At 58.5% G+C, this 23,281-nt stretch carries 23 protein-coding genes; 8 read left to right on the top strand and 15 right to left on the bottom strand.

The annotated features are described in order from the left end of the window. Positions 1–64: 64 nt before the first annotated feature. The 6 genes from mnmE to hemE form a co-directional block, all read right to left on the bottom strand. Entirely contained in the window at positions 65–1,414 is a 1,350-nt protein-coding gene (gene mnmE, locus HCG46_RS20885) for a tRNA uridine-5-carboxymethylaminomethyl(34) synthesis GTPase MnmE (protein WP_168687288.1), read from the bottom strand. A gap of 712 nt (positions 1,415–2,126) precedes the next feature. Next, the gene (locus tag HCG46_RS20880) at positions 2,127–2,696 is read right to left on the bottom strand and encodes a GNAT family N-acetyltransferase (RefSeq protein WP_168687287.1); all 570 of its coding nucleotides are present in this window, start codon (positions 2,694–2,696) and stop codon (positions 2,127–2,129) included. Positions 2,697–2,760: 64 nt separating this feature from the next. Continuing rightward, positions 2,761–3,342: a GNAT family N-acetyltransferase gene (locus tag HCG46_RS20875; protein WP_168687286.1), complete on the bottom strand. Its 582-nt coding sequence runs from the start codon at positions 3,340–3,342 to the stop codon at positions 2,761–2,763. 132 nt (positions 3,343–3,474) lie between these two features. Further along, positions 3,475–4,740: a transcription termination factor Rho gene (gene rho, locus HCG46_RS20870; RefSeq protein ID WP_023002463.1), complete on the bottom strand. Its 1,266-nt coding sequence runs from the start codon at positions 4,738–4,740 to the stop codon at positions 3,475–3,477. Positions 4,741–5,039: 299 nt separating this feature from the next. Next, the gene (gene hemJ, locus HCG46_RS20865) at positions 5,040–5,468 is read right to left on the bottom strand and encodes a protoporphyrinogen oxidase HemJ (RefSeq protein ID WP_023002462.1); all 429 of its coding nucleotides are present in this window, start codon (positions 5,466–5,468) and stop codon (positions 5,040–5,042) included. Between the two features lie 4 nt (positions 5,469–5,472). Beyond that, positions 5,473–6,501: a uroporphyrinogen decarboxylase gene (gene hemE / locus HCG46_RS20860; protein ID WP_168687285.1), complete on the bottom strand. Its 1,029-nt coding sequence runs from the start codon at positions 6,499–6,501 to the stop codon at positions 5,473–5,475. A gap of 424 nt (positions 6,502–6,925) precedes the next feature. On the opposite strand from hemE, the gene HCG46_RS20855 reads away from it, so the two are divergent. The 5 genes from HCG46_RS20855 (at position 6,926) to dnaQ (ending at position 10,829) form a co-directional block, all read left to right on the top strand. Then, positions 6,926–7,786, top strand: coding sequence for a pyruvate, water dikinase regulatory protein (locus tag HCG46_RS20855; RefSeq protein ID WP_168687284.1), 861 nt, complete (start codon positions 6,926–6,928; stop codon positions 7,784–7,786). Between the two features lie 12 nt (positions 7,787–7,798). Then, positions 7,799–8,398, top strand: a complete 600-nt coding sequence (locus HCG46_RS20850; RefSeq protein ID WP_062486005.1) for a Maf-like protein — start codon at positions 7,799–7,801, stop codon at positions 8,396–8,398. Next, on the top strand, positions 8,395–9,243 hold the full coding sequence (locus HCG46_RS20845) for a shikimate dehydrogenase (protein WP_189640157.1): 849 nt from the start codon (positions 8,395–8,397) through the stop codon (positions 9,241–9,243). Before HCG46_RS20850 ends, HCG46_RS20845 begins: the two co-directional genes overlap by 4 nt. Then, on the top strand, positions 9,240–9,827 hold the full coding sequence (gene coaE / locus HCG46_RS20840) for a dephospho-CoA kinase (protein WP_168687283.1): 588 nt from the start codon (positions 9,240–9,242) through the stop codon (positions 9,825–9,827). Before HCG46_RS20845 ends, coaE begins: the two co-directional genes overlap by 4 nt. A gap of 288 nt (positions 9,828–10,115) precedes the next feature. After that, on the top strand, positions 10,116–10,829 hold the full coding sequence (dnaQ, locus tag HCG46_RS20835; RefSeq protein ID WP_023002456.1) for a DNA polymerase III subunit epsilon: 714 nt from the start codon (positions 10,116–10,118) through the stop codon (positions 10,827–10,829). A 33-nt stretch (positions 10,830–10,862) separates the two neighbouring features. On the opposite strand, the gene HCG46_RS20830 is transcribed toward dnaQ, so the two are convergent. After that, the gene (locus HCG46_RS20830; RefSeq protein WP_168687282.1) at positions 10,863–11,756 is read right to left on the bottom strand and encodes an aminoglycoside phosphotransferase family protein; all 894 of its coding nucleotides are present in this window, start codon (positions 11,754–11,756) and stop codon (positions 10,863–10,865) included. A 21-nt stretch (positions 11,757–11,777) separates the two neighbouring features. Next, on the bottom strand, positions 11,778–12,764 hold the full coding sequence (locus HCG46_RS20825; protein WP_023002454.1) for a D-glycerate dehydrogenase: 987 nt from the start codon (positions 12,762–12,764) through the stop codon (positions 11,778–11,780). Between the two features lie 288 nt (positions 12,765–13,052). Between HCG46_RS20825 and HCG46_RS20820 the strand changes: the two genes are divergently transcribed. Continuing rightward, positions 13,053–13,550 carry an SH3 domain-containing protein gene (locus HCG46_RS20820; protein ID WP_031269978.1) on the top strand — a complete coding sequence of 166 codons (498 nt, stop codon included), beginning with the start codon at positions 13,053–13,055 and terminating at the stop codon, positions 13,548–13,550. A gap of 124 nt (positions 13,551–13,674) precedes the next feature. Here HCG46_RS20820 and fabI read toward each other — a convergent pair whose 3' ends face one another. The 3 genes from fabI to fabA all read right to left on the bottom strand — a co-directional run bounded on the left by fabI (position 13,675) and on the right by fabA (position 16,367). Further along, positions 13,675–14,487 (bottom strand): enoyl-ACP reductase FabI, encoded by an 813-nt coding sequence (gene fabI, locus HCG46_RS20815; protein WP_023002452.1) that lies wholly within the window; start codon positions 14,485–14,487, stop codon positions 13,675–13,677. A gap of 10 nt (positions 14,488–14,497) precedes the next feature. Then, positions 14,498–15,721, bottom strand: a complete 1,224-nt coding sequence (fabB, locus tag HCG46_RS20810) for a beta-ketoacyl-ACP synthase I (protein WP_031269976.1) — start codon at positions 15,719–15,721, stop codon at positions 14,498–14,500. A 139-nt stretch (positions 15,722–15,860) separates the two neighbouring features. Continuing rightward, positions 15,861–16,367, bottom strand: a complete 507-nt coding sequence (fabA, locus tag HCG46_RS20805) for a 3-hydroxyacyl-[acyl-carrier-protein] dehydratase FabA (RefSeq protein WP_023002450.1) — start codon at positions 16,365–16,367, stop codon at positions 15,861–15,863. A gap of 420 nt (positions 16,368–16,787) precedes the next feature. On the opposite strand from fabA, the gene irrA reads away from it, so the two are divergent. Next, on the top strand, positions 16,788–17,222 hold the full coding sequence (irrA, locus tag HCG46_RS20800) for an iron response transcriptional regulator IrrA (protein ID WP_023002449.1): 435 nt from the start codon (positions 16,788–16,790) through the stop codon (positions 17,220–17,222). A gap of 25 nt (positions 17,223–17,247) precedes the next feature. Here irrA and HCG46_RS20795 read toward each other — a convergent pair whose 3' ends face one another. After that, positions 17,248–17,769 carry a GNAT family N-acetyltransferase gene (locus HCG46_RS20795; RefSeq protein WP_161633274.1) on the bottom strand — a complete coding sequence of 174 codons (522 nt, stop codon included), beginning with the start codon at positions 17,767–17,769 and terminating at the stop codon, positions 17,248–17,250. 23 nt (positions 17,770–17,792) lie between these two features. Continuing rightward, complete coding sequence (nth, locus tag HCG46_RS20790) at positions 17,793–18,608, bottom strand: endonuclease III (RefSeq protein WP_168687281.1); 816 nt, start codon at positions 18,606–18,608, stop codon at positions 17,793–17,795. A 22-nt stretch (positions 18,609–18,630) separates the two neighbouring features. On the opposite strand from nth, the gene HCG46_RS20785 reads away from it, so the two are divergent. Continuing rightward, complete coding sequence (locus HCG46_RS20785; RefSeq protein ID WP_055660267.1) at positions 18,631–19,152, top strand: DUF2244 domain-containing protein; 522 nt, start codon at positions 18,631–18,633, stop codon at positions 19,150–19,152. Here the strand turns inward: HCG46_RS20785 and HCG46_RS20780 are convergent. Next, positions 19,149–20,336 (bottom strand): MFS transporter, encoded by a 1,188-nt coding sequence (locus HCG46_RS20780; RefSeq protein ID WP_152508989.1) that lies wholly within the window; start codon positions 20,334–20,336, stop codon positions 19,149–19,151. The two genes, HCG46_RS20785 and HCG46_RS20780, sit on opposite strands and share 4 nt — an antisense overlap. A gap of 185 nt (positions 20,337–20,521) precedes the next feature. Next, positions 20,522–23,248, bottom strand: coding sequence for a DNA mismatch repair protein MutS (mutS, locus tag HCG46_RS20775; protein ID WP_168687280.1), 2,727 nt, complete (start codon positions 23,246–23,248; stop codon positions 20,522–20,524). Positions 23,249–23,281: the final 33 nt, after the last annotated feature.

Below are 23,281 nucleotides of genomic sequence, written 5' to 3'. Positions count from 1 at the left end.
CGTGAAACATGTTCCGGTAGAGAATCGATCCGCAGTTCACCTGAGATGATTCACGTGAAACAGGTCACTTGCCGATACAGAAATCCCGGAAGATCACATCAAGCAAATCCTCGACATCGATCCTCCCGGTGATCCGCCCGAGAGCATCCGCAGCCCTGCGAAGGTCTTCCGCGCGCAATTCCGCCGGCAGGTGCACCATATCCACGGCAGCTCTCAGGCCGGACAGACAATCCTTGAGATAGTGACGGTGCCGTTCCCGGGTGGCCAGTGGTGCTTCGCCGACAGATATCGTTTCCTCGGCAAAACGGGTAAGCCGGGAAAAAAGTGGGTTCATACCTTCAGCGCTTTTGCTGGAACAAGCAATTTCCTGGATCGTTCCGGAAGAGTCTTGTTCCGGAAGAGTCTCAAGATCAGCCTTCGTTCGAACGGTCCAGACAGGCACGCTACGGCGAAGGTCTTCCGGAAGGCCGGCGATGACATCGTCCTGTTCCACCCCACCAGGCTCCACCGCCCACAGGATGAGATCCGCTCCCCGGCCCCGTTCCTCCGCCCGGCGTATGCCTTCCTTCTCAACCACACCCTCCGTCTTCCGGAGGCCGGCGGTATCGACAAGCGTCACGGGATACCCTGAAAGATCCAGATGAACCTCGATCACGTCCCGGGTCGTTCCGGCTTCTTCCGTGACGATGGCGACCTCCCGTCCTGCGATGGCATTCAGGAGACTGGACTTGCCGGCATTGGGTGCCCCCATCAGCACCACCTGCAAGCCGGACCGTAGACGCTCGCCGCTGCGGGATTTCTCAAGGTGCTCTGCAATCTCACCATGGAGCAGGGTTGCTTCCGCCCAGACTTCATCGGCCACGCTGCCAGGAACATCCTCTTCATCGGCAAAATCGAAGTCTGCCTCGATCATTGCGCGCATATGGATGAGACGCTTTCTCCAGTCGTCATAGAGCTTGCCGAGGGCTCCACCCATTTGACGGACTGCCTGCTTGCGCTGGCTCTCGGTCTCTGCAGCGATGAGATCTGCCAGGCCCTCGACTTCCGTCAGATCCATACGGCCACGATCGAATGCGCGGCGCGTGAACTCCCCTGCCTCGGCAGGACGGCAATTCGAAAACCGGGAAAGTACGGACAGAAGGCTTGAGACCACGGCACGTCCACCATGGCATTGGAACTCGGCAACGTCCTCTCCCGTGAAGCTGGAAGGTCCTTCAAAGTAGAGTACCAGGGCCTCGTCGAGAACGTCCTTCGTTTCCGGATCCCGGAGCTTTGCCAGCATCGTCTTCCGCGGCTGTGGCACCTTGCCAGCCACCGTCTCAACGATCTCCCTCGTACCTGGACCAGACACACGGATCACCGCAACGCCCGAAGGCACTGCTCCACTGGAGAGCGCAAAGATCGTGTCAGCCATGGTGCCTTCCGGTTCGTGGTCGGGTCGTGGACCGCCTCTTTATCAACTCTCGTCACCGCGGAAAAGAACAAGCCTCGCCATTCCGCCGCCGAATCGAAGTTGCTGGCGAGACGGCAATCTGTTTCACGTGAATCAATTGTCAGAAAAATACCTGTCCTGAACAGGAGCGGTTTTCCTCTCAGGCGCGGTTCTCGTGCCTCACACACACAGCTTCGGCCAGAGTGTACCAAGTCTCCGGCAGTTCCTGCTCCCCCTTCAAATCGAGTCCAAGACGGAAACACACTGAATGAGGGAATCGCATTTCATTTGGGGAGACTACGTCACAACCTCACAATCTGTTCGAAGCCTGAAGATCGAGGTCTTTCACCCTTGTCGTTACACGATGTAAGTGGAGGCGGTTAAGCTCCTGAACACAACAGTAGGCGATGAGTTCGGAGCCGATTCAAAACAGGGGATTCACGTGAAACACCGCTTCCGGGATTTCTCCGTCGTCCTCTGGTCCAGCCACTGCAATCAGGCGTGACATCGGGTTCGAATTTGGCATGCAAGAAATGTGAGAAAGAAACACTCACCTCAGGTGAAAACTTCGTCTGTCGGATCGGAGCCGATTCAACGTGACGGATTCACGTGAAACAAATTCCGACCCCAGCATGAACCTGTTTCTGTTTCACGTGAATCTTTGCTCGGGTTTATCTCCGGCGCGGATAAACCCTTACCCAGTCCCTATTTGCCAATCGTCACTCGTCATCTTGTAGAGCACGTGCCGCTTGAAAGCGTGTCCCTCTGGAAGCTTCGGGTGCTGAAAGTCACCCCTCTCATCGTGCGTCATGCCAATTCGTGTCATGACCTTCTGCGAAGGAATGTTGTCAGGCACAGTGAAGGCAACAATCTCTTCGTAGCCAATGGTTTCAAAGCCGAATCGAAGCCAGGCGCGAGCAGCTTCGCTAGCAAACCCCCGGCCCCATGCTGACCGCTTGAGCCTCCAACCGATATCGACACAGCCACCAATCGGCAGCGCCTCTTCATCGTGCACATCAAGTCCGGCAAAGCCGATGAACTCGCCTGACGCCTTCAGTTCAATCGGTGCGTAAAAAACACCGTGCTTTTCAAAACAGTCCCTAAACATCCCGATCAGCTTCAAGATCCGATCACGGGTCAGCACATCGGGAAAGTACCGCATCACCACTTGGTCCGCGCAAAGTTGCACACAGGGGTCAATATGCGCTTCCGCCCAACAGCGCAGCACCAACCGTTCGGTTTCAATCTTGAAGGTGTTTCTCATTGTCTGAACTTTAGGCGATGCAGGTCTGTTTCACGTGAATCTGATCAACACACCGGAACAGAAGTCAGACTTGCTTCGGGCCGGACATCCAATCCGTCTTCTTGAGGCGATAGAGCACATGCTTTGCGATCGGATGACCTTCCGGAAGACTGGGGTGTAGAAAGTTCCCATCCCTGTCACGTGTCATGCCGATCTTTTCCATGACCCTTTGCGACGGCAGATTGTCCGGGATTGTGAAAGCCACGATCTCTTCAAGACCGATGGTTTCAAAACCGAATCGAAGCCACTCCCGCGCAGCCTCGCCTGCATAGCCCTTCCCCCAGGCAGTCCGCTTCAGGCGCCAGCCGATTTCGACACATGGCTCGAATGGCAGGGGCGCCGCATAGGACGGAACGTTCAAACCGACAAAGCCGAGAAATTCTCCCGTCTCCTTTATTTCAATCGGCGCCATGCTGAAACCGTCCTTCACCGTCTTTTCCCGGCACCGCGCAACCAGCAAGTCTGACTTCTCCCGCGTCAGCACCTCAGGGAAAAATCTCATCACCTCGGGGTCGGCACAGAGCCTGGCAAATGGGTCCAGGTCTTCATCCTTCCATGGACGAAGCAGGAGCCGGTCAGTCTCTAGCAGGAACGAAGCTTCAGGCATCAGAACGGGTCCGATTCAACAAAAGGCAGGATTCACGTGAAACACGGTGGCGGGGTGTTTATTTCTTAACAAAAAGTAAAGGCGCGAACCCTCGCGGGCCGCGCCTTTGAATAGAACCCGATCCGTTTGGGATCAAGTGTTCATGCTGTCGAAGAAATCGTCGTTCGACTTGGTCTGCTTGAGCTTGTCGAGCAGGAACTCGATCGCATCCACCGTCCCCATCGGGTTCAGGATCCGGCGCAGCACGAAGGTCTTCTTGAGACGTTCGGCCGGTACCAGAAGCTCTTCCTTACGCGTACCGGAGCGCTGGATATCGATCGCCGGGTAAACACGCTTGTCGGAGATCTTGCGGTCCAGGATGATTTCGGAGTTACCCGTGCCCTTGAACTCTTCGAAGATGACTTCGTCCATGCGGCTGCCGGTATCGATTAGTGCGGTCGCGATGATCGTCAGCGAGCCACCCTCTTCAATGTTTCGGGCCGCACCGAAGAAGCGCTTCGGCCGCTGCAGGGCGTTGGCATCCACACCACCGGTCAGGACCTTGCCTGAAGACGGAACGACGGTGTTGTACGCACGTCCCAGACGCGTGATGGAGTCCAGCAGGATGACGACGTCCCGGCCATGTTCGGTCAGGCGCTTGGCCTTCTCGATCACCATTTCGGCAACCTGCACGTGGCGGGCGGCCGGTTCGTCGAACGTGGAGGAAACCACTTCGCCGTCGACCGTACGCTGCATGTCGGTCACTTCTTCCGGACGTTCATCGATCAGAAGAACGATCAGATAGCATTCCGGATGATTGGTGGTGATGGACTTCGCGATGTTCTGCAGGAACACCGTTTTACCTGTGCGCGGCGGCGCGGTGATCAGCGCACGCTGGCCTTTGCCGAGGGGCGCTACCAGGTCGATAACGCGGGAGGAGAGATCCTTGATGGTCGGATCTTCGATCTCCATCCGGAAACGTTCATCCGGATAAAGCGGCGTCAGGTTGTCGAAGTGAACCTTGTGCCGGGCCTTTTCCGGATCCTCGAAATTGATGGTGTTGACTTTGAGAAGGGCAAAATACCGTTCGCCCTCTTTGGGGCTGCGGATCTGGCCTTCAACGGTGTCCCCTGTCCGCAGCGAAAAGCGGCGGATCTGCGAGGGCGAGACGTAAATGTCGTCCGGGCCCGGCAGATAGTTCGCATCCGGAGACCGGAGAAAGCCGAAGCCGTCCTGAAGGACTTCAACGACGCCTTCGCCGATAATCTCCACATCCTGAGCAGCTAGGTTCTTCAGGATGGCGAACATCAGCTCCTGCTTGCGCATGGTGCTGGCGTTTTCGACTTCAAGCTCCTCAGCAGTTTGGAGCAGCTCTGTCGGTGTTTTTTCTTTTAGGTCTTTGAGTTTCATTTCCCGCATCGAGTTGGGGTCTTTTTTTGTGTTGTTATGGATTTAGGTTTGGAAAGGTCGTTCTGCGCCGGATGGATGGGTCGGCCAGAAGATATCTGAGAGACTTTTAGGCGTGTCCAGATTGTACGGCGACTGCGGAGCGATTGAAAACGAACACTGTGCCGTATGAAGATGCGCGAAAGATACGTTGATTTGCAATAAAGCGCAAGCCCGGAATTCTGCCGGTTTTTTAGGCCACACTTAGAATTCGAAAGGTGAAAATGACGGCCGCATGTCTGCGGCTGTCTCTATTGCCTGTTTTGTGCCGCTTAAAACGGTTTGACGATGACGAAGATGACGATCCCGATCATCAGGACAGTCGGAACTTCGTTTAGTATCCGGTAGTAACGCTGCGACCTTTTGTTCTCGTCGCGGGCGAATTTCTTCACACAGCTGCTGAGATGGCCGTGAACACCGGACATGATCAGGACAAACGTGAACTTGGCGTGGAACCACCCGTCCTGCCAGGCCTGAAGTTCCCAGGCGAGCCACAGGCCAAACCCCCAGGAGGCGATCATGGCCGGATTGATGATGGCCTTGAGCAGCCGCCGTTCCATGATCTTGAAGGTCTCGGACTGTTCCGATCCGATTTCCGTGGCCGCATGGTAGACGAACAGCCGCGGCAGATAGAGCATGCCGGCCATCCACGCGATGATCGAGATGACGTGGAGCGCCTTGATCCAGAGAAAGAGATCCATGCGCTTATCCCTTCCTGACCAGCTCGACCATGCGGGCAACGTTTTCCGGATCCGCGTCCGGCGTCACACCATGCCCCAGGTTGAAGACCAGCGGACCCTTGTCGAAGGTGTTCAGGATATGGGCTACGCCCTCTTCCAGCGCCTTGCCGCCGGCCACCAGCCGCATCGGATCCAGATTGCCCTGGATCGGGACCTTCTTCTGAATGTCGAGCGCAACCTGGTCTGGAGCCGTCCAGTCGAAACCGACCGCATCCACACCCGTACCTTCCACGAATGCCATCATCCGAGCCGAGGAAGCTTTCGGGAAACCGATGATCTTTGCATCCGGCCGCACGGCCCGAACACCGTCAGCGATCCGGCGTGTCGGTTCGATCGACCAGCGCTTGAAACCGGCTTCATCCAGAACACCCGCCCAGGTATCGAAAATCTGGACCGCATCCGCGCCCGCATCCAGCTGTCGGATGAGATAGCGGATCGAGGCCGTGACGAGCTGATCGACGAAACGCTGCATCAGGTCAGGATCGCGATAGGCGCCCACACGGGCGGCAACCTGGTCCTGGGTGGTGTGACCGGCAACGGAGTAGCAGGCAACCGTCCAGGGAGCGCCACAGAAGCCCAGCAGCGTCGTTTCCTCTGGCAGCTCCGCCCGCAGGCGGGAAACCGTCTCTATGACCGGTTTGAGATGATCCTCGGCACGATCCTGTTCCAGACGATCCAGAAGATCGGAAGACAGCGGTTCCAGAACAGGACCACGTCCTTCTTCAAAACGAACCGGGTACCCGATGGCGTCCGGTACGACGAAGATGTCTGAAAACAGAATGCTTGCATCAAAACCATACCGGCGGATCGGCTGGAGAGTGACCTCTGTTGCAAGGTCGGGCGAATAGCAGAACTCCAGAAAGTTTGCCGCCTTCGAACGCACTTCGCGATATTCGGGAAGATAGCGTCCGGCCTGACGCATCATCCAGATGGGAGGCGGCCAGAGCTTCTCTCCGGAGAGTACCCGCATCACGGACCTGTCTTGGGATTTCATGATGTCGCCTTTCCCACATTTCAAATCAATAAAGATTCTTATTTTGAATCTGTTTTTTCTATTTGTGCGTGGATTACCGGGATCATTTTCTATCCACAATCCATCAGCCTGATTTTCTCGGCGGGAAAAAATCCGCTACTTGTTAAGCAGATTTCCTCCCCAGGAGTCGATAACAGGATTACGAATTGAATTACAATCACTTGTCCGCTTGTTTACGTTTCGTTAAGGAATTGGGCGGCGGTGGACAATCTGTCGATATGTCACAGCACCTTTGTGAATCCACATCCATGCACAACCGTTTCGGCATCAGTTTCCGCTCGTTTAAGCATTGTTAATAAATTCGGCTGAGCGGGCATAAACTTCGTGCTAGGCACTGGGTGGCAGACATCTTACCCAAATCATCAACAGGCCTGGGGATGACAACGTGAACAAGTCGAGACACTACTTCCATCTCCATCTCGTGTCCGACTCCACCGGCGAAACGCTGATGACAGTGGCCCGTGCGGCAACGGTTCAGTACGAGAACGTGCAGGAAATCGAGCATGTCTATCCGTTGGTGCGCTCCCAGAAGCAGCTCGACCGGGTAATCACTGAAATCGAAAAGGCACCCGGCATCGTCCTCTATACCCTGGTCGATGTGGAAATCGCCGGCCGGCTGGAACTGAAGTGCCGCGAGCTGGGTGTGCCCTTCGTCAATATCCTGGATCCGGTCTTCGCGGTCTTCCAGTCCTATCTCAATGTCACCCAAACCCACCGGGTCGGCGGACAGCATGAACTGGATGCGGAATATTTTCGCCGGATGGAAGCGCTCAACTACACCATGTTGCATGATGACGGTCAGATCTGGGACGATTTGGAATCCGCCGATATCGTGCTGATCGGCATTTCGCGCACATCCAAGACGCCAACCTGCATCTATCTGGCCAACCGGGGCATCAAGGCTGCAAACGTTCCGCTGGTCCCGGGCATTGCCCTGCCCGAACATGTGAAGAAACTCAAGCAGCCGATGATTGTCGGTCTGATCGCTTCTGCCGAACGCATTCAGCAAATCCGCCGCAACCGTGTGCTGTCATTGAATTCGGAAGGCTATAACGACACGTATGTTGACCGGAAGGAGATCTCCCAGGAGATCAACATGACCCGCAGGCTCTGCACGGAACATGGCTGGCCGTTGATTGATGTCACGCGTCGTTCTGTCGAGGAGACAGCTGCGGAGATCCTGACCCTTTTCAAGGAATTCAAATCAGGGCAGGAAGGCGGAGGACAAACCGGGCGCGCCGGATAACCAAAAAAAGGGATGGAAATGGCACTTGTCTTGGCAAGCGGAAGCAGGATCCGCGCTGATCTTCTGAAAAACGCCGGGCTCGACATCGAGGTCGACCCGGCCGATGTCGACGAACGTGTTGTCGAAGCCCCGCTCCTGGAAGCAGGCTTTCCTCCGGAAGACCTGGCAAGCGTTCTGGCGGAAGCCAAGGCGAATGACGTCAGTGACCGCCGCGCCGGTGATCTTGTCATCGGTGCCGATCAGATTCTGGCGTTCGAAGGTGAAAGACGCACAAAACCGGAGGACATGGAAGCTGCGCGCCGGCAACTGCTCGCCTTTTCCGGCAAGACCCACGAACTGCATTCCGCCGTGGTGATTTCAAAGGATGGCGAAGCAATCTGGCGCCACGTTTCCACGGCACGGCTGACTATGCGCGAACTGAGCCCGGCCTTCATTGGCCATTATCTGGCTGCGGCCGGTGAGGACGTGCTTTCCAGCGTCGGCGCCTATCAGTTGGAAAGTCTCGGCGTACAGCTTTTTGAAAAGATAGATGGCGACTATTTCACCATTCTTGGCCTGCCGCTTTTGCCTCTTCTGGCAGAGTTGCGCAGCCTGAAGGTGATCGAAACATGAGCGGATCCGTGAAAAAAGCGGCCATCACAGGCCATCCAGTCACACATTCCCGCTCTCCGCTGGTGCATGGATACTGGTTGAAGAAGCATGGCATTGCCGGAGAATATGGCCGGGTCGACGTTCCGCCGGAAACTGCCGAGGACTTCTACCGGAACTTTGCCGACGCGGGTCTGTCCGGCGCAAATGTCACTGTTCCGAACAAGGAAGTGGCTGCCGCGGCCTGCGACTGGCTGGATGATGCGGCAAAATCCATGGGGGCTGCCAACACGATCTGGCTGGACGACAGCGGCCGGCTGTGCGGGGCCAATACGGATGGTCTCGGCTTTCTCGGCAATCTTGATCAGCTCGCCCCCGGGTGGGACGTTTCACGTGAATCTGCCGTGGTCCTGGGGGCAGGCGGAGCCGCACGTGCCGTTGTGTGGGCATTGCTCTCGCGGAAATTCACAAGAGTGCATATCGTCAACCGGACATTCGAAAAAGCAAAAGCTATTGCGGATATGTTTGGTTCCGGAACAATTGCCCATGAATGGGACAACCTGGGGACAGTGCTTGAAGAAGCTGATCTTCTGGTGAACACCACTTCGCTCGGCATGGCCGGCAAGGCACCTCTGGAAATCGATCTGTCACCCTTGCCGAAGACGGCAATCGTCACTGACGCAGTCTATGCACCACTTGAAACCGACCTGCTGCGCAGCGCGAAGGCGCGGGGCAACCAGACTGTGGACGGCCTTGGCATGCTGCTGCATCAGGCCGTACCGGCTTTCGAACGCTGGTTCGGGGTTCGGCCGGAAGTGGACGACACCCTGCGCAACCTTATACTCGCAGACCTTGGAGTAACTGCGTGATCCGGATCGGCCTCACCGGCTCCATCGGCATGGGCAAATCGACAACGGCAAAAATGTTCGCAGCCGAAGGTGTTCCCGTGCACGATGCCGATGCCACGGTCCACGCGCTCTATTCGGGCCGGGCCGCGCCGCTGATCGAGGCGGCGTTTCCCGGCACGGTGTCGGACGGCAAGGTCGACCGTACGCTGCTCTCTCCGCATGTGCTCGGCAAACCCGAAGCCATGAAAAAGCTCGAAGCCATCGTTCACCCCCTGGTTCGTGAGGAAGAGCAACTCTTTCTGCAACGCGCCCGGGCGGACCACCGGCGTATCGTCATGCTGGATATTCCGCTGCTGTTCGAAACCGGCGGTGAGGCCCGTGTGGATGTCGTCGTTGTTGTCACCGCCGATGCACAGGTTCAGCGAGACCGTGTCCTGTCCCGGCCTGGCATGAGCGAAGACAGGTTCGAGGCGATCCTCGCCAAGCAGTTGCCAGACGCCGAAAAACGCCGCCGCGCGCATTTCCTGGTCGATACCGGCCGGGGCATGGAAGCGGCCAAGCGGCAGGTGAGAGCGATCCTGAAGGCATTGGCCGCGGCAGGGTGACGTCTCTCTGATCTCCTCTTGCACCGAAGGTCTTTTCAACTTCTCCCTCATCCTGAGGAAGGCCTGTAAGGCCCGTCTCGAACGATGGGTGGCATACTCCGAAACCAGTGACCCATCCTTCGAGACACCCGGCAATGCCGGGCTCCTCTGAATGAAGTGTTGGAGGGAACAGGCACGGGGGCACTGGGATCAAACGCCAGAACCCCAGAACACCGGGGAAAACCGCGCGCAACTCTTGCCACTCACCCTGCAAGCTGCACAGTGAATCCATAGGCAAAAGGCGGAAAAATGCGCGAGATCTCGTTCGATACGGAAACAACAGGCCTGAACCCGCGCGGAGGCGATCGGCTGGTGGAAATCGGCGGTGTGGAGTTGATCAACCACATCGCGACGGGCAATTCCTATCATGTCTACATCAACCCGCTGCGCGACATGCCGGAAGAAGCTTTCCGGGTTCATGGCCTGTCGGCGGAGTTCCTGTCCGACAAGCCCTTGTTCGAGCACGTTGCGGATGAGTTTCTGGAGTTCGTTGGCGATGCCACGCTGGTGATCCACAACGCGGCTTTCGACATGGGCTTCATCAACATGGAGCTGGAACGGGCCGGACGGCGCACAATTCCGAATACCCAGGTGCTCGATACGCTGGATCTTGCCCGCCGCAAGCACCCATCGGGGCCGAATTCGCTGGATGCGCTGTGTTCTCGCTATGGCATCGACAACTCCAAGCGCATCAAGCACGGCGCTCTTCTGGATGCGGAAATCCTGGCCGAAGTCTATCTGGAGCTTATCGGCGGCCGCCAGACGGCCCTTGGCCTGATGACGGACGAGGAAGAAACCTCTTCTGCAGGCTCCAGCTTCGAACCTGGCGAACTCGGCACCTTTAACGCCCGCCAGCGTCCCTCGCCGTTGCAGCGCCTCCTGCAGGAAAGCGAACTTGAAGCCCACAAGGCCTTCATCGAAGGCATGGGCGACAGCGCGATCTGGTCAAAATACAACGGCTGAGGCTCGAAAGACCTCTTAAACGGATTTGGTGGATCAATTGTCCGCCAGCAACCAGCGCACTGTTTCAAAGTGCCGTTCGGCATAGCTGCTGCTGAATGCCCAGGCCATGGTCTGGCCGATGGTCCAATATCTTGCCCGCTCCCGGTCAAGCTCCAGTTCTTCCGACAGTCGGTCCAGGCGGTAACGCGCTTCGGCTTTCGAATGTCCGAATTCGAAGCTCCTGACGATCGGGCTTAGCGCAAAGGCAGGATCGCCGGCGAGAGACTTCGGGTCGATGGCAAGCCAGGTATCTCTTTCAGAGGACAGAATGTTGTGTCCGTGCAGGTCCTGGTGGAGCAGGACCTGTTCCGTCTCTTTCTCAAGACAAAGGTCCTGCAAGGCCTTGCGCGCAGCGTCCACCAGGTATTGCTCGCAAGGCTTCCCGGCAGCCATCCAGTTATGGTCGAGGCTATCCCGCCACCGTGCGGCTTCATCGTTGAGGCGGGTAAACGGATCACCGGCGGGGATCGTCAGGAGACGCAGCAACCCGGCAACAACGCCAATCCGGTCCGTTTCGGTGTCGTCGGCCAGAAACTGTCCCGGCCTGCAGCGCTCCAGCAGCAGTGCGCCCAGTTCCGGCGCATGCTTCAAAAGCCGAACAGCACCCTTGCCGTTCCAGCGCCCCAGTGCCTCTGCTTCGTGGCGGCATTCGTGATCGGGAAACTGCAGTTTGAGGACAACATCCTCACCGTCGTGTCTTGCCGGAACGACGAGAGATACATTACCGCCAGAAAACGGGCTCCCAATTTCTGAAAGTCCGAAGTGTTCGCACGCGGTTTCAAGCAGCACCGGCAGCTTGTCGAGCCAGATACGGCCGGTTTCGGTCGCCCTCAGCCAGTCGAGACTGGCCGGCACGGCAACCGCGCTGCCGATGAAACGATCAGCCAAGACATGAGACTCGCAAACGGGTCAAAGCATCGACGGCAGAACACGATCCGGCGGGCGGTGTCCGTCCATGAAGGTCTTGATGTTGATGATGACCTTCTCGCCCATTTCGATACGGCCCTCGATGGTGGCCGACCCCATGTGCGGCAGCAGCAGAACGCTTTCCAGCTTGGCCAGCTTCGGATTGACCGCGGGTTCGTGCTCGAACACGTCCAGACCGGCGCCGGCAAGCTCACCGCTCTCGAGCATCCGGATCAGGGCGTTTTCGTCGATCACCTCGCCACGGGCGGTGTTCACGACGTAGGCATCCTTTTTCAGAAGCTTCAGGCGTCGGGCGGACAGAAGGTGGAACGTTCCCGGCGTGTGCGGGCAGTGGATGGAGACGACATCCATGCGCGCCAGCATCTGGTCAAGGCTGTCCCAGTAGGTTGCCTCAAGCTCTTCCTCGACACTTTCGGCAAGGCGGCGGCGGTTGTGATAGTGGATCGACATGCCGAAGGCCTTGGCACGGCGTGCGACGGCCTGGCCAATACGGCCCATGCCGATGATACCCAGGCGTTTTCCCCAGATCCGGTGTCCAAGCATCCAGGTTGGCGACCAGCCGGCCCAGTCGCCGGCTTCCAGCGCCTTGATGCCTGTGGCAAGTCGACGCGGCACGGCCAGGATCAGCGCCATGGTCATGTCCGCGGTGTCTTCGGTCAGCACGCCAGGCGTGTTGGTGACATTGATTCCCCGGTTGTTGGCACTCACGACATCGATGTTGTCGACACCATTACCGAAATTTGCGATGAGCTTCAGGTTTTCACCAGCCTGCGAGAGGACAGATGAGTCGATCCGGTCGGTAACGGTCGGCACCAGAACATCGGCGGTTCGCACCGCTTCCACCAGTTCCGCCTGGCTGAAGGGCCTGTCATTATCATTGAGACGCGTCTCGAAAAGCTCACGCATCCGTGTTTCGACCACGTCCGGAAGCTTCCGGGTCACCACAACGACAGGCTTCTTTTTCGCCATACCAATTGCCTTTCGCGCTTCGTTGAGGACTTGTTAACCTCAACGGTACCACTTTGACGCTGCGCGTTGCGCGAGCGGATGAGACCACCCCTTTTCCTTACCAGATGGTCCGGCAGAAACAAGGGATCGGTTTCAATCGCCGCGGATCGCCAACCGGCCAAAACGACCAAGCTGGTTTTCGCGCAAATTTTTCGGTAGAGATTTGCCTCAAATCAAAGATCAATAACAATTGGACAACCGGACAATATGGCTCGCTCGTTCCAGGCTACCCGGATCTTCCTCACTGTGATGACATTGCTGTGCGGTCTGCTCGCAACTTCGGTCGCTTCGCAGGCCCAGGGCACCACGACCGGCGCCAGCGGCCTGCCGGTGCCGAGATTTGTCAGTCTGAAGTCCGACCGGGTCAATGTGCGCATCGGGCCTTCGCGCGAACATGATATCGCATGGACCTTCGTGCAGTCCGGTTTGCCCGTGGAAATCGTCGGTGAATTCGAGAACTGGCGCCGCATTCGCGATTGGGAAGGCAAGCAGGGCTGGGTGTTCCGCTCGCTGCTGTCCAGCCGCCGCACGGCTCTCGTCACCCCATGGGAAAAAAGCGACCGCACACCGCTGCGCTCCCGCTCCCGCTCCGACGCCGATATCGTTGCCGAACTGGATCCCTTCGTGCTGACGACGGTTTCCGAATGTGCCGGAGGCTGGTGCCGGGTCAACGGCGAGAATTATGACGGCTGGCTGGATCAGACCCGCCTGTTCGGTGTCTATCCGGACGAGCTGATCGGAGACTGACGTCCCCCTCCCTCGATTGCCTGGGTTTCCTGATCCCTCATCCTGAGGAAAAAGGAACGGAAATTCTCGAACAAAAAAGGCGGCCAACGGCCGCCTTTTGCATGTTCGGATTGTTGGACGGGCCTCAGTCGGCCTGAACTTCCTGAACCTTGAGCTCTTCCAGACGCGGCATCGACATGATGTTGTAGCCACTGTCGACAAAGTGCACTTCGCCGGTCACGCCACCGGAAAGATCCGACAGGAGATAGAGGCCGGTTCCGCCGATTTCGTCCAGGGAAACGGTCCGGCAGAGCGGAGAATTGCGCTTCTGGAAGTTGAACATCAGGCGGGCATCGGAAACGCCGGATCCTGCAAGGGTCCGAACCGGGCCTGCGGAGATCGCGTTCACGCGGATGTTCTGCTCACCGTAGTCCACCGCCAGGTAACGGACGGAAGATTCCAGAGCGGCCTTGGCAACGCCCATCACGTTGTAGTTCGGCATGACCTTGGTGGAACCACCATAGGTCAGCGTCACCATGGAACCGCCATTGGTCATCAGAGCGGCAGCCCGCTTGGCGATCTCGGTGAAGGAGAAACAGGAGATCAGCATGGTGCGGGAGAAATTCTCCCGCGTGGTGTCGGCGTATTTCCCGCGCAGTTCCGTCTTGTCGGAAAAGGCGATCGCATGCACCAGGAAGTCGATGCTGCCCCACTCTTCCTTCAGCGTGTCGAACACGCTGTCGACCGATGCAATGTCTTCCACGTCGCACGGCACAAGGATCTTGGAACCGACGGAATCCGCCAGCGGCTTGGTACGGCGGCCGAAAGCCTCTCCCTGATAGGTGAAGGCAAGTTCGGCACCGTGATCGGCGAGCGTCTTGGCAATACCCCAGGCAATGGAGTGGTCGTTGGCAACGCCCATGATCAGGCCGCGTTTGCCCTTCATCAGATCAGACATTCAAAACTCCTCAGCCGTGAAAGCGCGACAGCGCGAGCGACGCGTTGGTGCCGCCAAAGCCGAAGCTGTTGGAAAGAACCGTGTCGAGGCCTGCATTGTCCACGCGCTCGGTCACGATCTCGCCCGGCTTCAGGGCCGGATCCAGCTCGTTGATGTTGGCGGACGCGGTCATGAAGTCGTTCTGCAGCATCAGCAGGCAGTAAATGGCTTCCTGAACGCCGGTCGCACCCAGGCTATGGCCGGTGAGCGATTTGGTCGAAGACACCGGCGGCTGGTTTTCACCGAACACGCGGCGGATCGCTTCGATTTCGCCGATATCGCCGACGGGCGTCGAAGTGCCGTGGCTGTTGATGTAGTTTACCTTGCGGTCGCCCAGGGTCGAGGTGGCAAGGCGCATGCAGCGCTCGCCGCCTTCACCGGAAGGCGCCACCATGTCGTAGCCGTCGGAGTTGGCTGCGTAGCCGGTAACCTCGGCATAGATTTTCGCGCCGCGCGCCTTGGCGTGTTCCAGTTCTTCCAGAACCACCACACCGCCACCACCGGCAATCACGAAGCCGTCGCGGGTCGCGTCATAGGCCCGCGATGCGGTCTGAGGGGTGTCGTTGTACTTGGAGGACATGGCGCCCATGGCGTCGAACAGGCAGGACAGGGTCCAGTCGAGTTCCTCACCGCCACCGGCAAACATCACGTCCTGCTTGCCGAACTGGATCTGTTCGGTAGCTGCACCGATGCAATGCGCCGAAGTGGAGCAGGCCGACGTGATGGAATAGTTGATGCCCTTGATCTTGAACGGTGTCGCCAGGCAGGCAGAGTTGGTGGAGCTCATGCCGCGGGTCACCATGAACGGGCCCATGCGCTTGGGCGACCCTTTTTCCAGCACGATCTGGTGCGCCTGGAACAGGTTCTTGGTCGACGGACCACCGGAACCCATGATCAGGCCGGTGCGCGGGTTGGAGATGTCGGTTTCTTCCAGACCGCTGTCGGCAATCGCCTGCTGCATGGAGATGTAGTTATAGGCGGCACCGTCGCCCATGAAGCGCAGCTGGCGCTTGTCGATGAGCGAAGCGATATCGACATTCGGCATGCCGTGTACCTGGCTTCTGAAGCCGTGTTCCGCGTAATCCGGAGCGAAGCTGATGCCGGACTTGCCTTCTCGAAGGCTGGACAGCACTTCTTCGGTGTTTGCTCCGATGGACGACACGATACCCATGCCGGTGACGACAACGCGTCTCATTGCGGTCTCCTATTGTCTTGACTGCACCACAGCTCTCAGGGGGTGTGTCGAGAGCCTGCAGGCACATACATAATATGCAAACCGGCGCCCCCAATGAAAAAGAAGCGCCGGTGCCATCAATTGATCCTGCGAACGGGTGTCAGGTCTTTGCCAGGCCGACGCGCAAATCGGTCGCCTTGTAAATCTGTTCACCGTCCGCCTTCAACCAGCCGTCGGCAATGCCGAGAACCAGGCGACCCTTCATGACCCGCTTGAAGTCGACACCGTATTCCACCAGCTTCACGTCCGGCGTAACCATGCCCTTGAACTTCACTTCACCGGTCGACAGGGCCATGCCCTTGCCTTCAAGGCCCAGCCAGCCAAGGAAGAAACCGGTCAGCTGCCACAGGGCGTCGAGACCAAGGCAGCCCGGCATCACCGGATTTCCCTGGAAATGGCACGGGAAGAACCAGAGATCCGGCTTGATGTCGAACTCGGCGCGAGCGAACCCCTTGTCGAATTCACCGCCGGTTTCGGAAAGTTCCGTGATCCGGTCGAACATCAGCATCGGGGGAAGAGGCAGCTGGGCATTGCCCGGGCCAAACAGCTCGCCGCGGCCGCAGGCGAGAAGTGCTTCATAATCGTAGCTGGAGCGGCGATCGGTCATTCGGGATCCGTGTTTTGTCTCCTGCCAGAGAAATTCCCAGGGCAGGTTCGGTTTGTTTTCGGTTCGTTTGAGGCGCCTTCCTAACACAGGGGAACCATGACCGAAAGATGTCACTTGCGCGAAGTTACTCGGTTTTTTCGGGCGTTTCGCCAAGTTTTGTGCGTATTCGACGTAATCTGCGCATCCGGCTCCGGGACACCGGCTTGCGGCTGTTTGGTCAGCGCTTGCACGAACCATCCGAACGCGCCGCAGTTGCGCCCTGATTTCCGCTCAGGTTGCCCTTTACGTTTAAAACTTGCATCTTGGGTACAAGAAATGGCAGATATAGGCCAATGTTAGTGAAAACGGCCCGGCGCAACGTTTGCGCGGTACATATTTGCGCCGTTTCAAGAAGCGACCCTGGACCTGGATCGGATCGGAATGACAACACTTGTGGTGCATGAAACCGGCGACAAGAAGAATGTGACCGACATGCTGCGGTCTGCAGGCCTTCGGCCGACGCGCCAGCGTGTCTCGCTTGCAGAAATTCTGTACTCCCGGGGCGATCGCCACATCTCGGCCGAGCTGCTTCATGAAGAGGCGGTCGACGCCGATGTGCCGGTCTCTCTCGCCACGGTCTACAACACGCTGCACCAGTTCACCGAAGCCGGTCTGCTGCGCGAAGTCGCGATCGACGGCAACAAGACCTACTTCGACACCAATGTGTCCGACCACCATCACTTCTTCATCGAAGGCGAAAACCGGGTGATCGACATTCCGGGCGAAGGTGTAGGCATCGGCGCTCTGCCGAAAGCACCCGAAGGCATGGAAATCGTTCGTGTCGACGTGGTCGTACGCGTTCGCGAGAAACGCTGATCGTCGCGATTGATTGCGGCGGCCCTCAGGCCAGACCGCTTTCCACATAACGCAATTTCCATTCGTAATAGTTGGAGGTCGTCCCGATCTCCGCCAGATGCCGCTGGCCATCCGGCTCGAAGCCAAGTTTCTTCAGGAGGTTGGCGGAGCGGACGTTTTCCGGATGCGTGATCGCGCACAGCGTGCGCAGCTTAAGTTCCCGGGTAACGAAGTCCAGCACGCTCTGCCCGGCCTCGCGCCCGAACCCCTTTCCGCGGTGGTCTTCCAGAAAGGCAAAGCCAAGGTCCGGGTACTTCAGTTCCTTGCGCACCACCAGACCGCACACACCAACCGGTGTCAGCGATGGTTTCAGATCCAGGATCCAAAGCCCGACTCCATGGGCGGCAAAGCGCGCCAGCGTCTTGTTCTTGATGTAGTTGGCCGCGTCTTCCTCGGTCTTGATACCGTGGTCGGCGATAAATCGGATGTAATCCGGCTCATTCATGAGCTGGTGGTAAAAAGCGGCATCATTGCTGGAAGGCAAGCGGAAGCGAAGCCTCTCGCTCACGGGAAATGGTCCAAGCGGGAAACTCACGCAACTGTTTCCTTTTCAATAAGGGCTTTGGTGCGCAGGGCAATATCCGGCACCGCATAAAAAAGTTCTTTCTCCGTGCTCCGGCACAGATCGTAAATCACACAGCGCCGGCACTCCGGTTTGCGCGCCTTGCAGATGTACCGGCCATGCAGGATGAGCCAGTGGTGGGCATGGAGCGCAAATTCCACCGGCACGACCTTCTCCATGGCTTTTTCCACGTCGAGAGGCGTCTTGCCGGGGGCAATGCCTATGCGGTTGCCCAGGCGAAACAGATGCGTGTCGACGGCAATGGTCGGGTGGCCGAAGAAGATGTTCAGAACCACATTTGCGGTCTTCCGGCCGACACCGGGCAGCGCTTCCAGCGCTTCGCGGTCTTCCGGAACCTCGCCGCCATGGTCGCGGATCAGCTGCTCGGACAACAGGATGACGTTCTTGGCCTTGTTCTTGTAAAGGCCGATCGTCTTTATTTCCTCCCGCACCCGGTCCTCCCCGAGCGCCACCATCTTTTCCGGTGTGTCGGCAATCTGGAACAGGTGTCTTGTTGCCCGGTTCACACCAACGTCGGTTGCCTGGGCCGACAGCACCACGGCAACCAGAAGCGTGAAAGCATTGACATAATCCAGTTCGCCCTTCGGTTCCGGGTTGTCGGCATGGAAGCGCTGGAAGATCGCAAAGGTTTCCGCTTTCGTATAGCGGGACCGTTTCAGCACCTTGCCGGGGTTGTCCACGGAGGGTGCTTTTCTCCGAGTCTGTTTGGATTTTGCGGGCCGGCGTGCTGCCGCAGTCTTGGAAGGGCTCTTTGCTTGCGTCATCTTCTCTCTATAATCATGCCTCATGAGCGAGAACAATCCGAAACCCCTGCAGGATGGCGAATTGCCGGATCAGGACCGGCCGTTTTTCACTGCCGTTCTGACCCCTCACCGGTCTCTGGGGCCAAACGGATTCCTGGTTCTGATGTGCTTCTTCGGCGGTGTCAGTTTCATCGCCGGTATTCTGTTTCTGCGTATCGGCGCCTGGCCGGTTTTCGGGTTCTTCGGACTTGATATCGCGCTGCTCTGGTTTGCCTTTCGGATGAACTACCACTCCGCACGAACTTTCGAGGAAGTGGTTGTCTCGCGGCACGAGATTGCGATCCGCAAGGTTGGTCCGGGCAAGAAATACCAGGAATACCGTTTCAATCCCTTCTGGGTCCGCCTGACGGTCGACCGGATCGAGGACGAAGGGGTCGTCAAGGTGACCCTCCTCAGCCGGGGTGAACAGGTCGATCTCGGCAATTTCCTGAATCCCGATGACAGAACGAGTTTTGCCGGTGCCATGGCCAATGCATTGTCCGTCGCCAAGTCAGGCGGTGTCTAGGCTCCTTCTTCAATGACTTTGGGTTGGACCTTGAGCGTTGCAAGCAGGACCGCCAGGGCCGCGGTTGCCGAAAGCGCTGCGGTGTAAAGCACGGTCTGAAAGCTGGCCGCACTGGCGATGAAACCCATCGAAATGCTGCCGATCATGCCACCGAGGAACAGGCTGTTCATGTAAACCGCCGTTGCCCGGCCCGGCCGGTCCGGTGCGAAGCTCTGCACGAAGCTGATCGCGACACCGGCAAACAGGCCATAATAAGTCCCTTCCAGTACCGCGATGGCCAGTACCTGCCAGAGTGCGGTCACCTGGGCAAACAGCACCATGCTGACCGCGGCAAGGCATGCTGCCAGCATCAGCACCTGGCGAATGCCGATGCGCTCGGCAAGGCGAACCGAGCCGAAGATGACAAAGACTTCCAGCAGGCATTTGACCGACAGTGCCAGGCCTGGCGTTGCACCGGGCAGATGTGTTTCCTGCACGAAGAACAGCGGCATCGCCGAGACGAACAGCGAATTGGTGATGACAAAGCCAAGGCAGGTCAGCCCGGCAATCTGAAGACCCCAGTTGATCGGCGCCTTGCCGTTTGTCTTGGAACGCTCTCGTGCTGACCTGAAGTCCGCCGGAACGACAATGTACCAGAGCATCAGGTAGACAATGCCGATCGCAAAGGCGCACAGGAAGGCGGCGGCGAAGCCGAAGGCTGCAACCACCGAAAAGGAGACTGCCGGCCCGATCATCCACGCAAGTGAAACCATCATGCGCAGCCAGGAATTGACCCTGGCAACGTCCATGCCCTCCTGTTCGGCAAAAAGGCGGCCGAAGGTAAAGACGACGCCCGCGCCCATGTTGGAAAGGCTCATAAGGGGGGCGATCAGGACGAGCAGCATCACCAGACTGCTGATCTGGGTCAGCAGTGCGGCGAGCGTGATATAGGCGACAACAGAGACGACCAGCAGGCTCTTGACCGGAAAACGGTTGTCCAGCCGTTCGCCTGCCCATCGATTGACGGCCAGCGTCAGCGGCATCACCAGACCGGAGTAAAGCCCCACCTGCCAGGGTTCGGCGCCCAGCCCTTCCACAATGAAAAAACTCATCAGCGGCACCAGCGCCGAAACGCCGAGGCTGTTGGTGAATTGAAGAAGCAGAATCAGCAATGCCTGTCGGGGCAGTTGCAGGAGGGACAACATGACGATCGCCGGAAAAGTGAAATAAGCAAGAATTACAACCTAACTGGGTTGTATCGCCCCGTCACCGCTTTTTTTGCCGAACGCGCGTCTGCCGATTGCGCAGCCCATTTCGGAAAGTTTCGAAAACCAGACAATCCCTAAAGCCACCGCGACTCAAATCATGCGGCACAATTCGAACCTGACAACTAGTCGTCCGGGGTCATCCGCAATGTCTTCAGCCGGTACAGCGCTTCCAGCGCTTCGCGCGGGGTCATGTCATCCGGATTGATTGCCTCAAGAGCGACCGAGACAGGATCGGGTTCCGCAAACCCTGCCGGAGCGCTGGGCGCAGGCGCGGTCAGGCTTGCGAAAAGCGGCAGTTCGTCGATCAGGCTCTCAGCCGGCGAGCGGCGGTCCTGCTCTTCCAGCTGGCTAAGCACCTGCTTGGAGCGTTCGACGACGGATACCGGCAGACCCGCCAGCTTGGCCACCTGAATGCCGTAGGACCGGTCGGCCGCACCGGGAACGATCTCGTGCAGGAAGATAACGTCGCCCTTCCATTCCTTCACCGAGACGGTGGCATTTGAAAGCCGGGCCAGCTTGGCGGAAAGGGCAGTCAGTTCGTGGTAGTGGGTCGCAAACAGTGCACGGGACCTGTTGACCTCGTGAAGATGTTCGATCGTCGCCCAGGCAATGGACAGGCCGTCGAACGTCGCAGTGCCACGGCCGATTTCGTCCAGGATCACGAGTGAGCGGTCACCAGCCTGATTGAGGATTGCAGCGGTCTCGACCATCTCCACCATGAAGGTGGATCGGCCACGCGCAAGATCATCTGCCGCGCCGACGCGGGAGAACAACCTGTCGACCACGCCGATATGGGCTGCTGCTGCCGGCACATATCCGCCCATCTGGGCCATCACGGCAATCAGTGCGTTCTGGCGCAGGAAAGTCGATTTACCGGCCATGTTCGGACCGGTAATCAGCCAGATATGGCCGATATCCTCGTCCGCTTCCGGACCGAGATTGGCATCATTGGCAACAAAACTGTCGCCGCCGGACTTCTTCAGCGCCTTTTCGACCACCGGATGACGTCCACCCTTGATGTCGAAAGCGCGGCTGTCATCGACCACGGGCCGGACATAACTTTCTTCCTGGGCAAGCTTCGCAAGCGCGGCCGAAACATCCAGAATGCTGAGGCCGTGGGCGGCGGCCTTGATTGCTTCCCCTGCGTCGATGATCGCCTTGGCAAGCCGGTCGAAGATTTCCAGCTCGATGGCAAGCGAGCGTTCGCCGGCACTGGCGATCTTCGATTCCAGATCCGCAAGCTCCGTGGTGGTGAAGCGCATGGCGCCGGCCATGGTCTGGCGGTGGATGAACCGACCGGGATCTGCGGTCAGCTTTTCCGTCTGCGCGGAAGGCGCCTCGATGAACCAGCCGAGCACATTGTTGTGCTTGATCTTCAGCGACCTCAGGCCGAGTTCTTCCGAATAGTCTGCCTGAAGCTTCGCGATGACCTTTCGGCTTTCGTCGCGCAGGGAGCGCAGTTCGTCCAGATCGGCGTTGTAACCGGTGGCGATGAAACCGCCGTCGCGTTTCAGAAGCGGCGGCTCTTCTTTCAGCGCCGTCGTCAATTCGCTGCCGAGATGGTGCGGAGCCTGTTCCAGACTGGCGCGCGCAGCAGCGATTTCCGCCGGGATCGTTCCCGCCGTCGCACTGGTCTGGTCGAGCACTGCCCGCGCGGCCTCAAGCCCCTGCGCAACCGACAGGATATCGCGCGGCCCGCCGCGGTTGAGCGCGATTCGCGACAGGGCCCGGGCCATGTCCGGGGCACCTTTCAGTGTCTGGCGCAGACCTTCGCGCATGATTTCGTTTTCAAGAAAGAAGGCAACGCCGTCGAGCCTGTGCTGGATCGCATCGACATTGACCAGCGGTCCGGCCAGGCGGCTGGCGAGCAGGCGCGAGCCGCCGCCTGTCACTGTCCGGTCGATCGTCGCCAGCAGCGAGCCCTGCTTTTCGCCCGAAAGCGTGCGGGACAGCTCGAGATTGGCCCGGGTTGCCGGATCGATCAGCATGCGCCCGGCGCCGGCCTCGCGCACGGGCGGATCCAGCGGAGGGCGTTCGCCGAGCTGGGTCTTCTCGATGTAGGCAAGAATGCCGGCGGCGGCGGAAAGTTCCGCCCGGCTGAAGGTGCCGAAGCCGTCGAGGGTCTTCACACCAAAGTAATGCGCAAGCCGGTCCGTGGCGGTGGAACTGTCGAAAAAGGCACGCGGCACCGGTGACAGCGCACCGCCCGCCTGTTCGGCGGTCAGGCGCAACTCGCTTTCCTGCAGCAGATTGTCCGACAGGATCAGTTCGCGCGGGGAAACCTGGGCAAGGTCGGCGGCAAGGCGCTGATGATCGGTTTCCGACACCTGGAAGGAACCGGTGGACATGTCGATCCAGGCAAGACCATAGACCGCGCTGCCGTCCAGCGAGCCGCCCTTCAACCGGGTCAGCGCCATCAGGTAGTTGTTGGCACCGGCATCCAGCAGGCGTTCTTCCGTCAGCGTTCCGGGGGTGACGAGACGCACGACATCGCGCCGGACGACGGATTTGGAGCCGCGTTTCTTGGCCTCGGCCGGATCTTCCGTCTGTTCGCAGACCGATACCCGGTGCCCCTTGGCAATCAGCTTGTTGAGATAGTCGTCGGCTGCATGCACCGGCACGCCGCACATCGGAATGTCGGCACCCTGGTGCTTGCCACGCTTGGTCAGCGTGATGCCGAGCGCGGCGGAGGCAACCTCGGCGTCTTCGAAAAACAGTTCGTAGAAATCGCCCATCCGGTAGAACAGAAGGCTGTCCGGATTGGCAGCCTTGATCTCCAGGAACTGGGCCATCATTGGCGTGACCTTGCTGTCCGCCGGGGTGATTTCTTGCGCGCTCTGTCCACTCATGCCTGATACCTAGCAAACTGAGCGGACCATTCC

This window comes from Labrenzia sp. PO1, assembly GCF_012273635.1.
Lineage (GTDB): Bacteria > Pseudomonadota > Alphaproteobacteria > Rhizobiales > Stappiaceae > Roseibium > Roseibium algicola.
This window is presented reverse-complemented; position numbering and strand designations above follow the sequence as displayed.

Bases quoted from the DNA above. Each gene is read 5' to 3' on its own strand.
- fabI (WP_023002452.1), bottom strand. From the start codon at position 14,487: ATGTCTGATCTGATGAAGGGCAAACGCGGCCTGATCATGGGCGTTGCC.
- HCG46_RS20825 (WP_023002454.1), bottom strand. From the start codon at position 12,764: ATGGCGAAAAAGAAGCCTGTCGTTGTGGTGACCCGGAAGCTTCCGGAC.
- HCG46_RS20845 (WP_189640157.1), top strand. From the start codon at position 8,395: ATGAGCGGATCCGTGAAAAAAGCGGCCATCACAGGCCATCCAGTCACA.
- fabA (WP_023002450.1), bottom strand. From the start codon at position 16,367: ATGACCGATCGCCGCTCCAGCTACGATTATGAAGCACTTCTCGCCTGC.
- HCG46_RS20785 (WP_055660267.1), top strand. From the start codon at position 18,631: ATGAGCGAGAACAATCCGAAACCCCTGCAGGATGGCGAATTGCCGGAT.
- irrA (WP_023002449.1), top strand. From the start codon at position 16,788: ATGACAACACTTGTGGTGCATGAAACCGGCGACAAGAAGAATGTGACC.
- HCG46_RS20850 (WP_062486005.1), top strand. From the start codon at position 7,799: ATGGAAATGGCACTTGTCTTGGCAAGCGGAAGCAGGATCCGCGCTGAT.
- hemJ (WP_023002462.1), bottom strand. From the start codon at position 5,468: ATGGATCTCTTTCTCTGGATCAAGGCGCTCCACGTCATCTCGATCATC.
- nth (WP_168687281.1), bottom strand. From the start codon at position 18,608: ATGACGCAAGCAAAGAGCCCTTCCAAGACTGCGGCAGCACGCCGGCCC.
- hemE (WP_168687285.1), bottom strand. From the start codon at position 6,501: ATGAAATCCCAAGACAGGTCCGTGATGCGGGTACTCTCCGGAGAGAAG.
- mnmE (WP_168687288.1), bottom strand. From the start codon at position 1,414: ATGGCTGACACGATCTTTGCGCTCTCCAGTGGAGCAGTGCCTTCGGGC.
- rho (WP_023002463.1), bottom strand. From the start codon at position 4,740: ATGCGGGAAATGAAACTCAAAGACCTAAAAGAAAAAACACCGACAGAG.
- dnaQ (WP_023002456.1), top strand. From the start codon at position 10,116: ATGCGCGAGATCTCGTTCGATACGGAAACAACAGGCCTGAACCCGCGC.
- HCG46_RS20875 (WP_168687286.1), bottom strand. From the start codon at position 3,342: ATGCCTGAAGCTTCGTTCCTGCTAGAGACTGACCGGCTCCTGCTTCGT.
- fabB (WP_031269976.1), bottom strand. From the start codon at position 15,721: ATGAGACGCGTTGTCGTCACCGGCATGGGTATCGTGTCGTCCATCGGA.
- HCG46_RS20780 (WP_152508989.1), bottom strand. From the start codon at position 20,336: ATGTTGTCCCTCCTGCAACTGCCCCGACAGGCATTGCTGATTCTGCTT.
- mutS (WP_168687280.1), bottom strand. From the start codon at position 23,248: ATGAGTGGACAGAGCGCGCAAGAAATCACCCCGGCGGACAGCAAGGTC.
- HCG46_RS20820 (WP_031269978.1), top strand. From the start codon at position 13,053: ATGACATTGCTGTGCGGTCTGCTCGCAACTTCGGTCGCTTCGCAGGCC.
- HCG46_RS20880 (WP_168687287.1), bottom strand. From the start codon at position 2,696: ATGAGAAACACCTTCAAGATTGAAACCGAACGGTTGGTGCTGCGCTGT.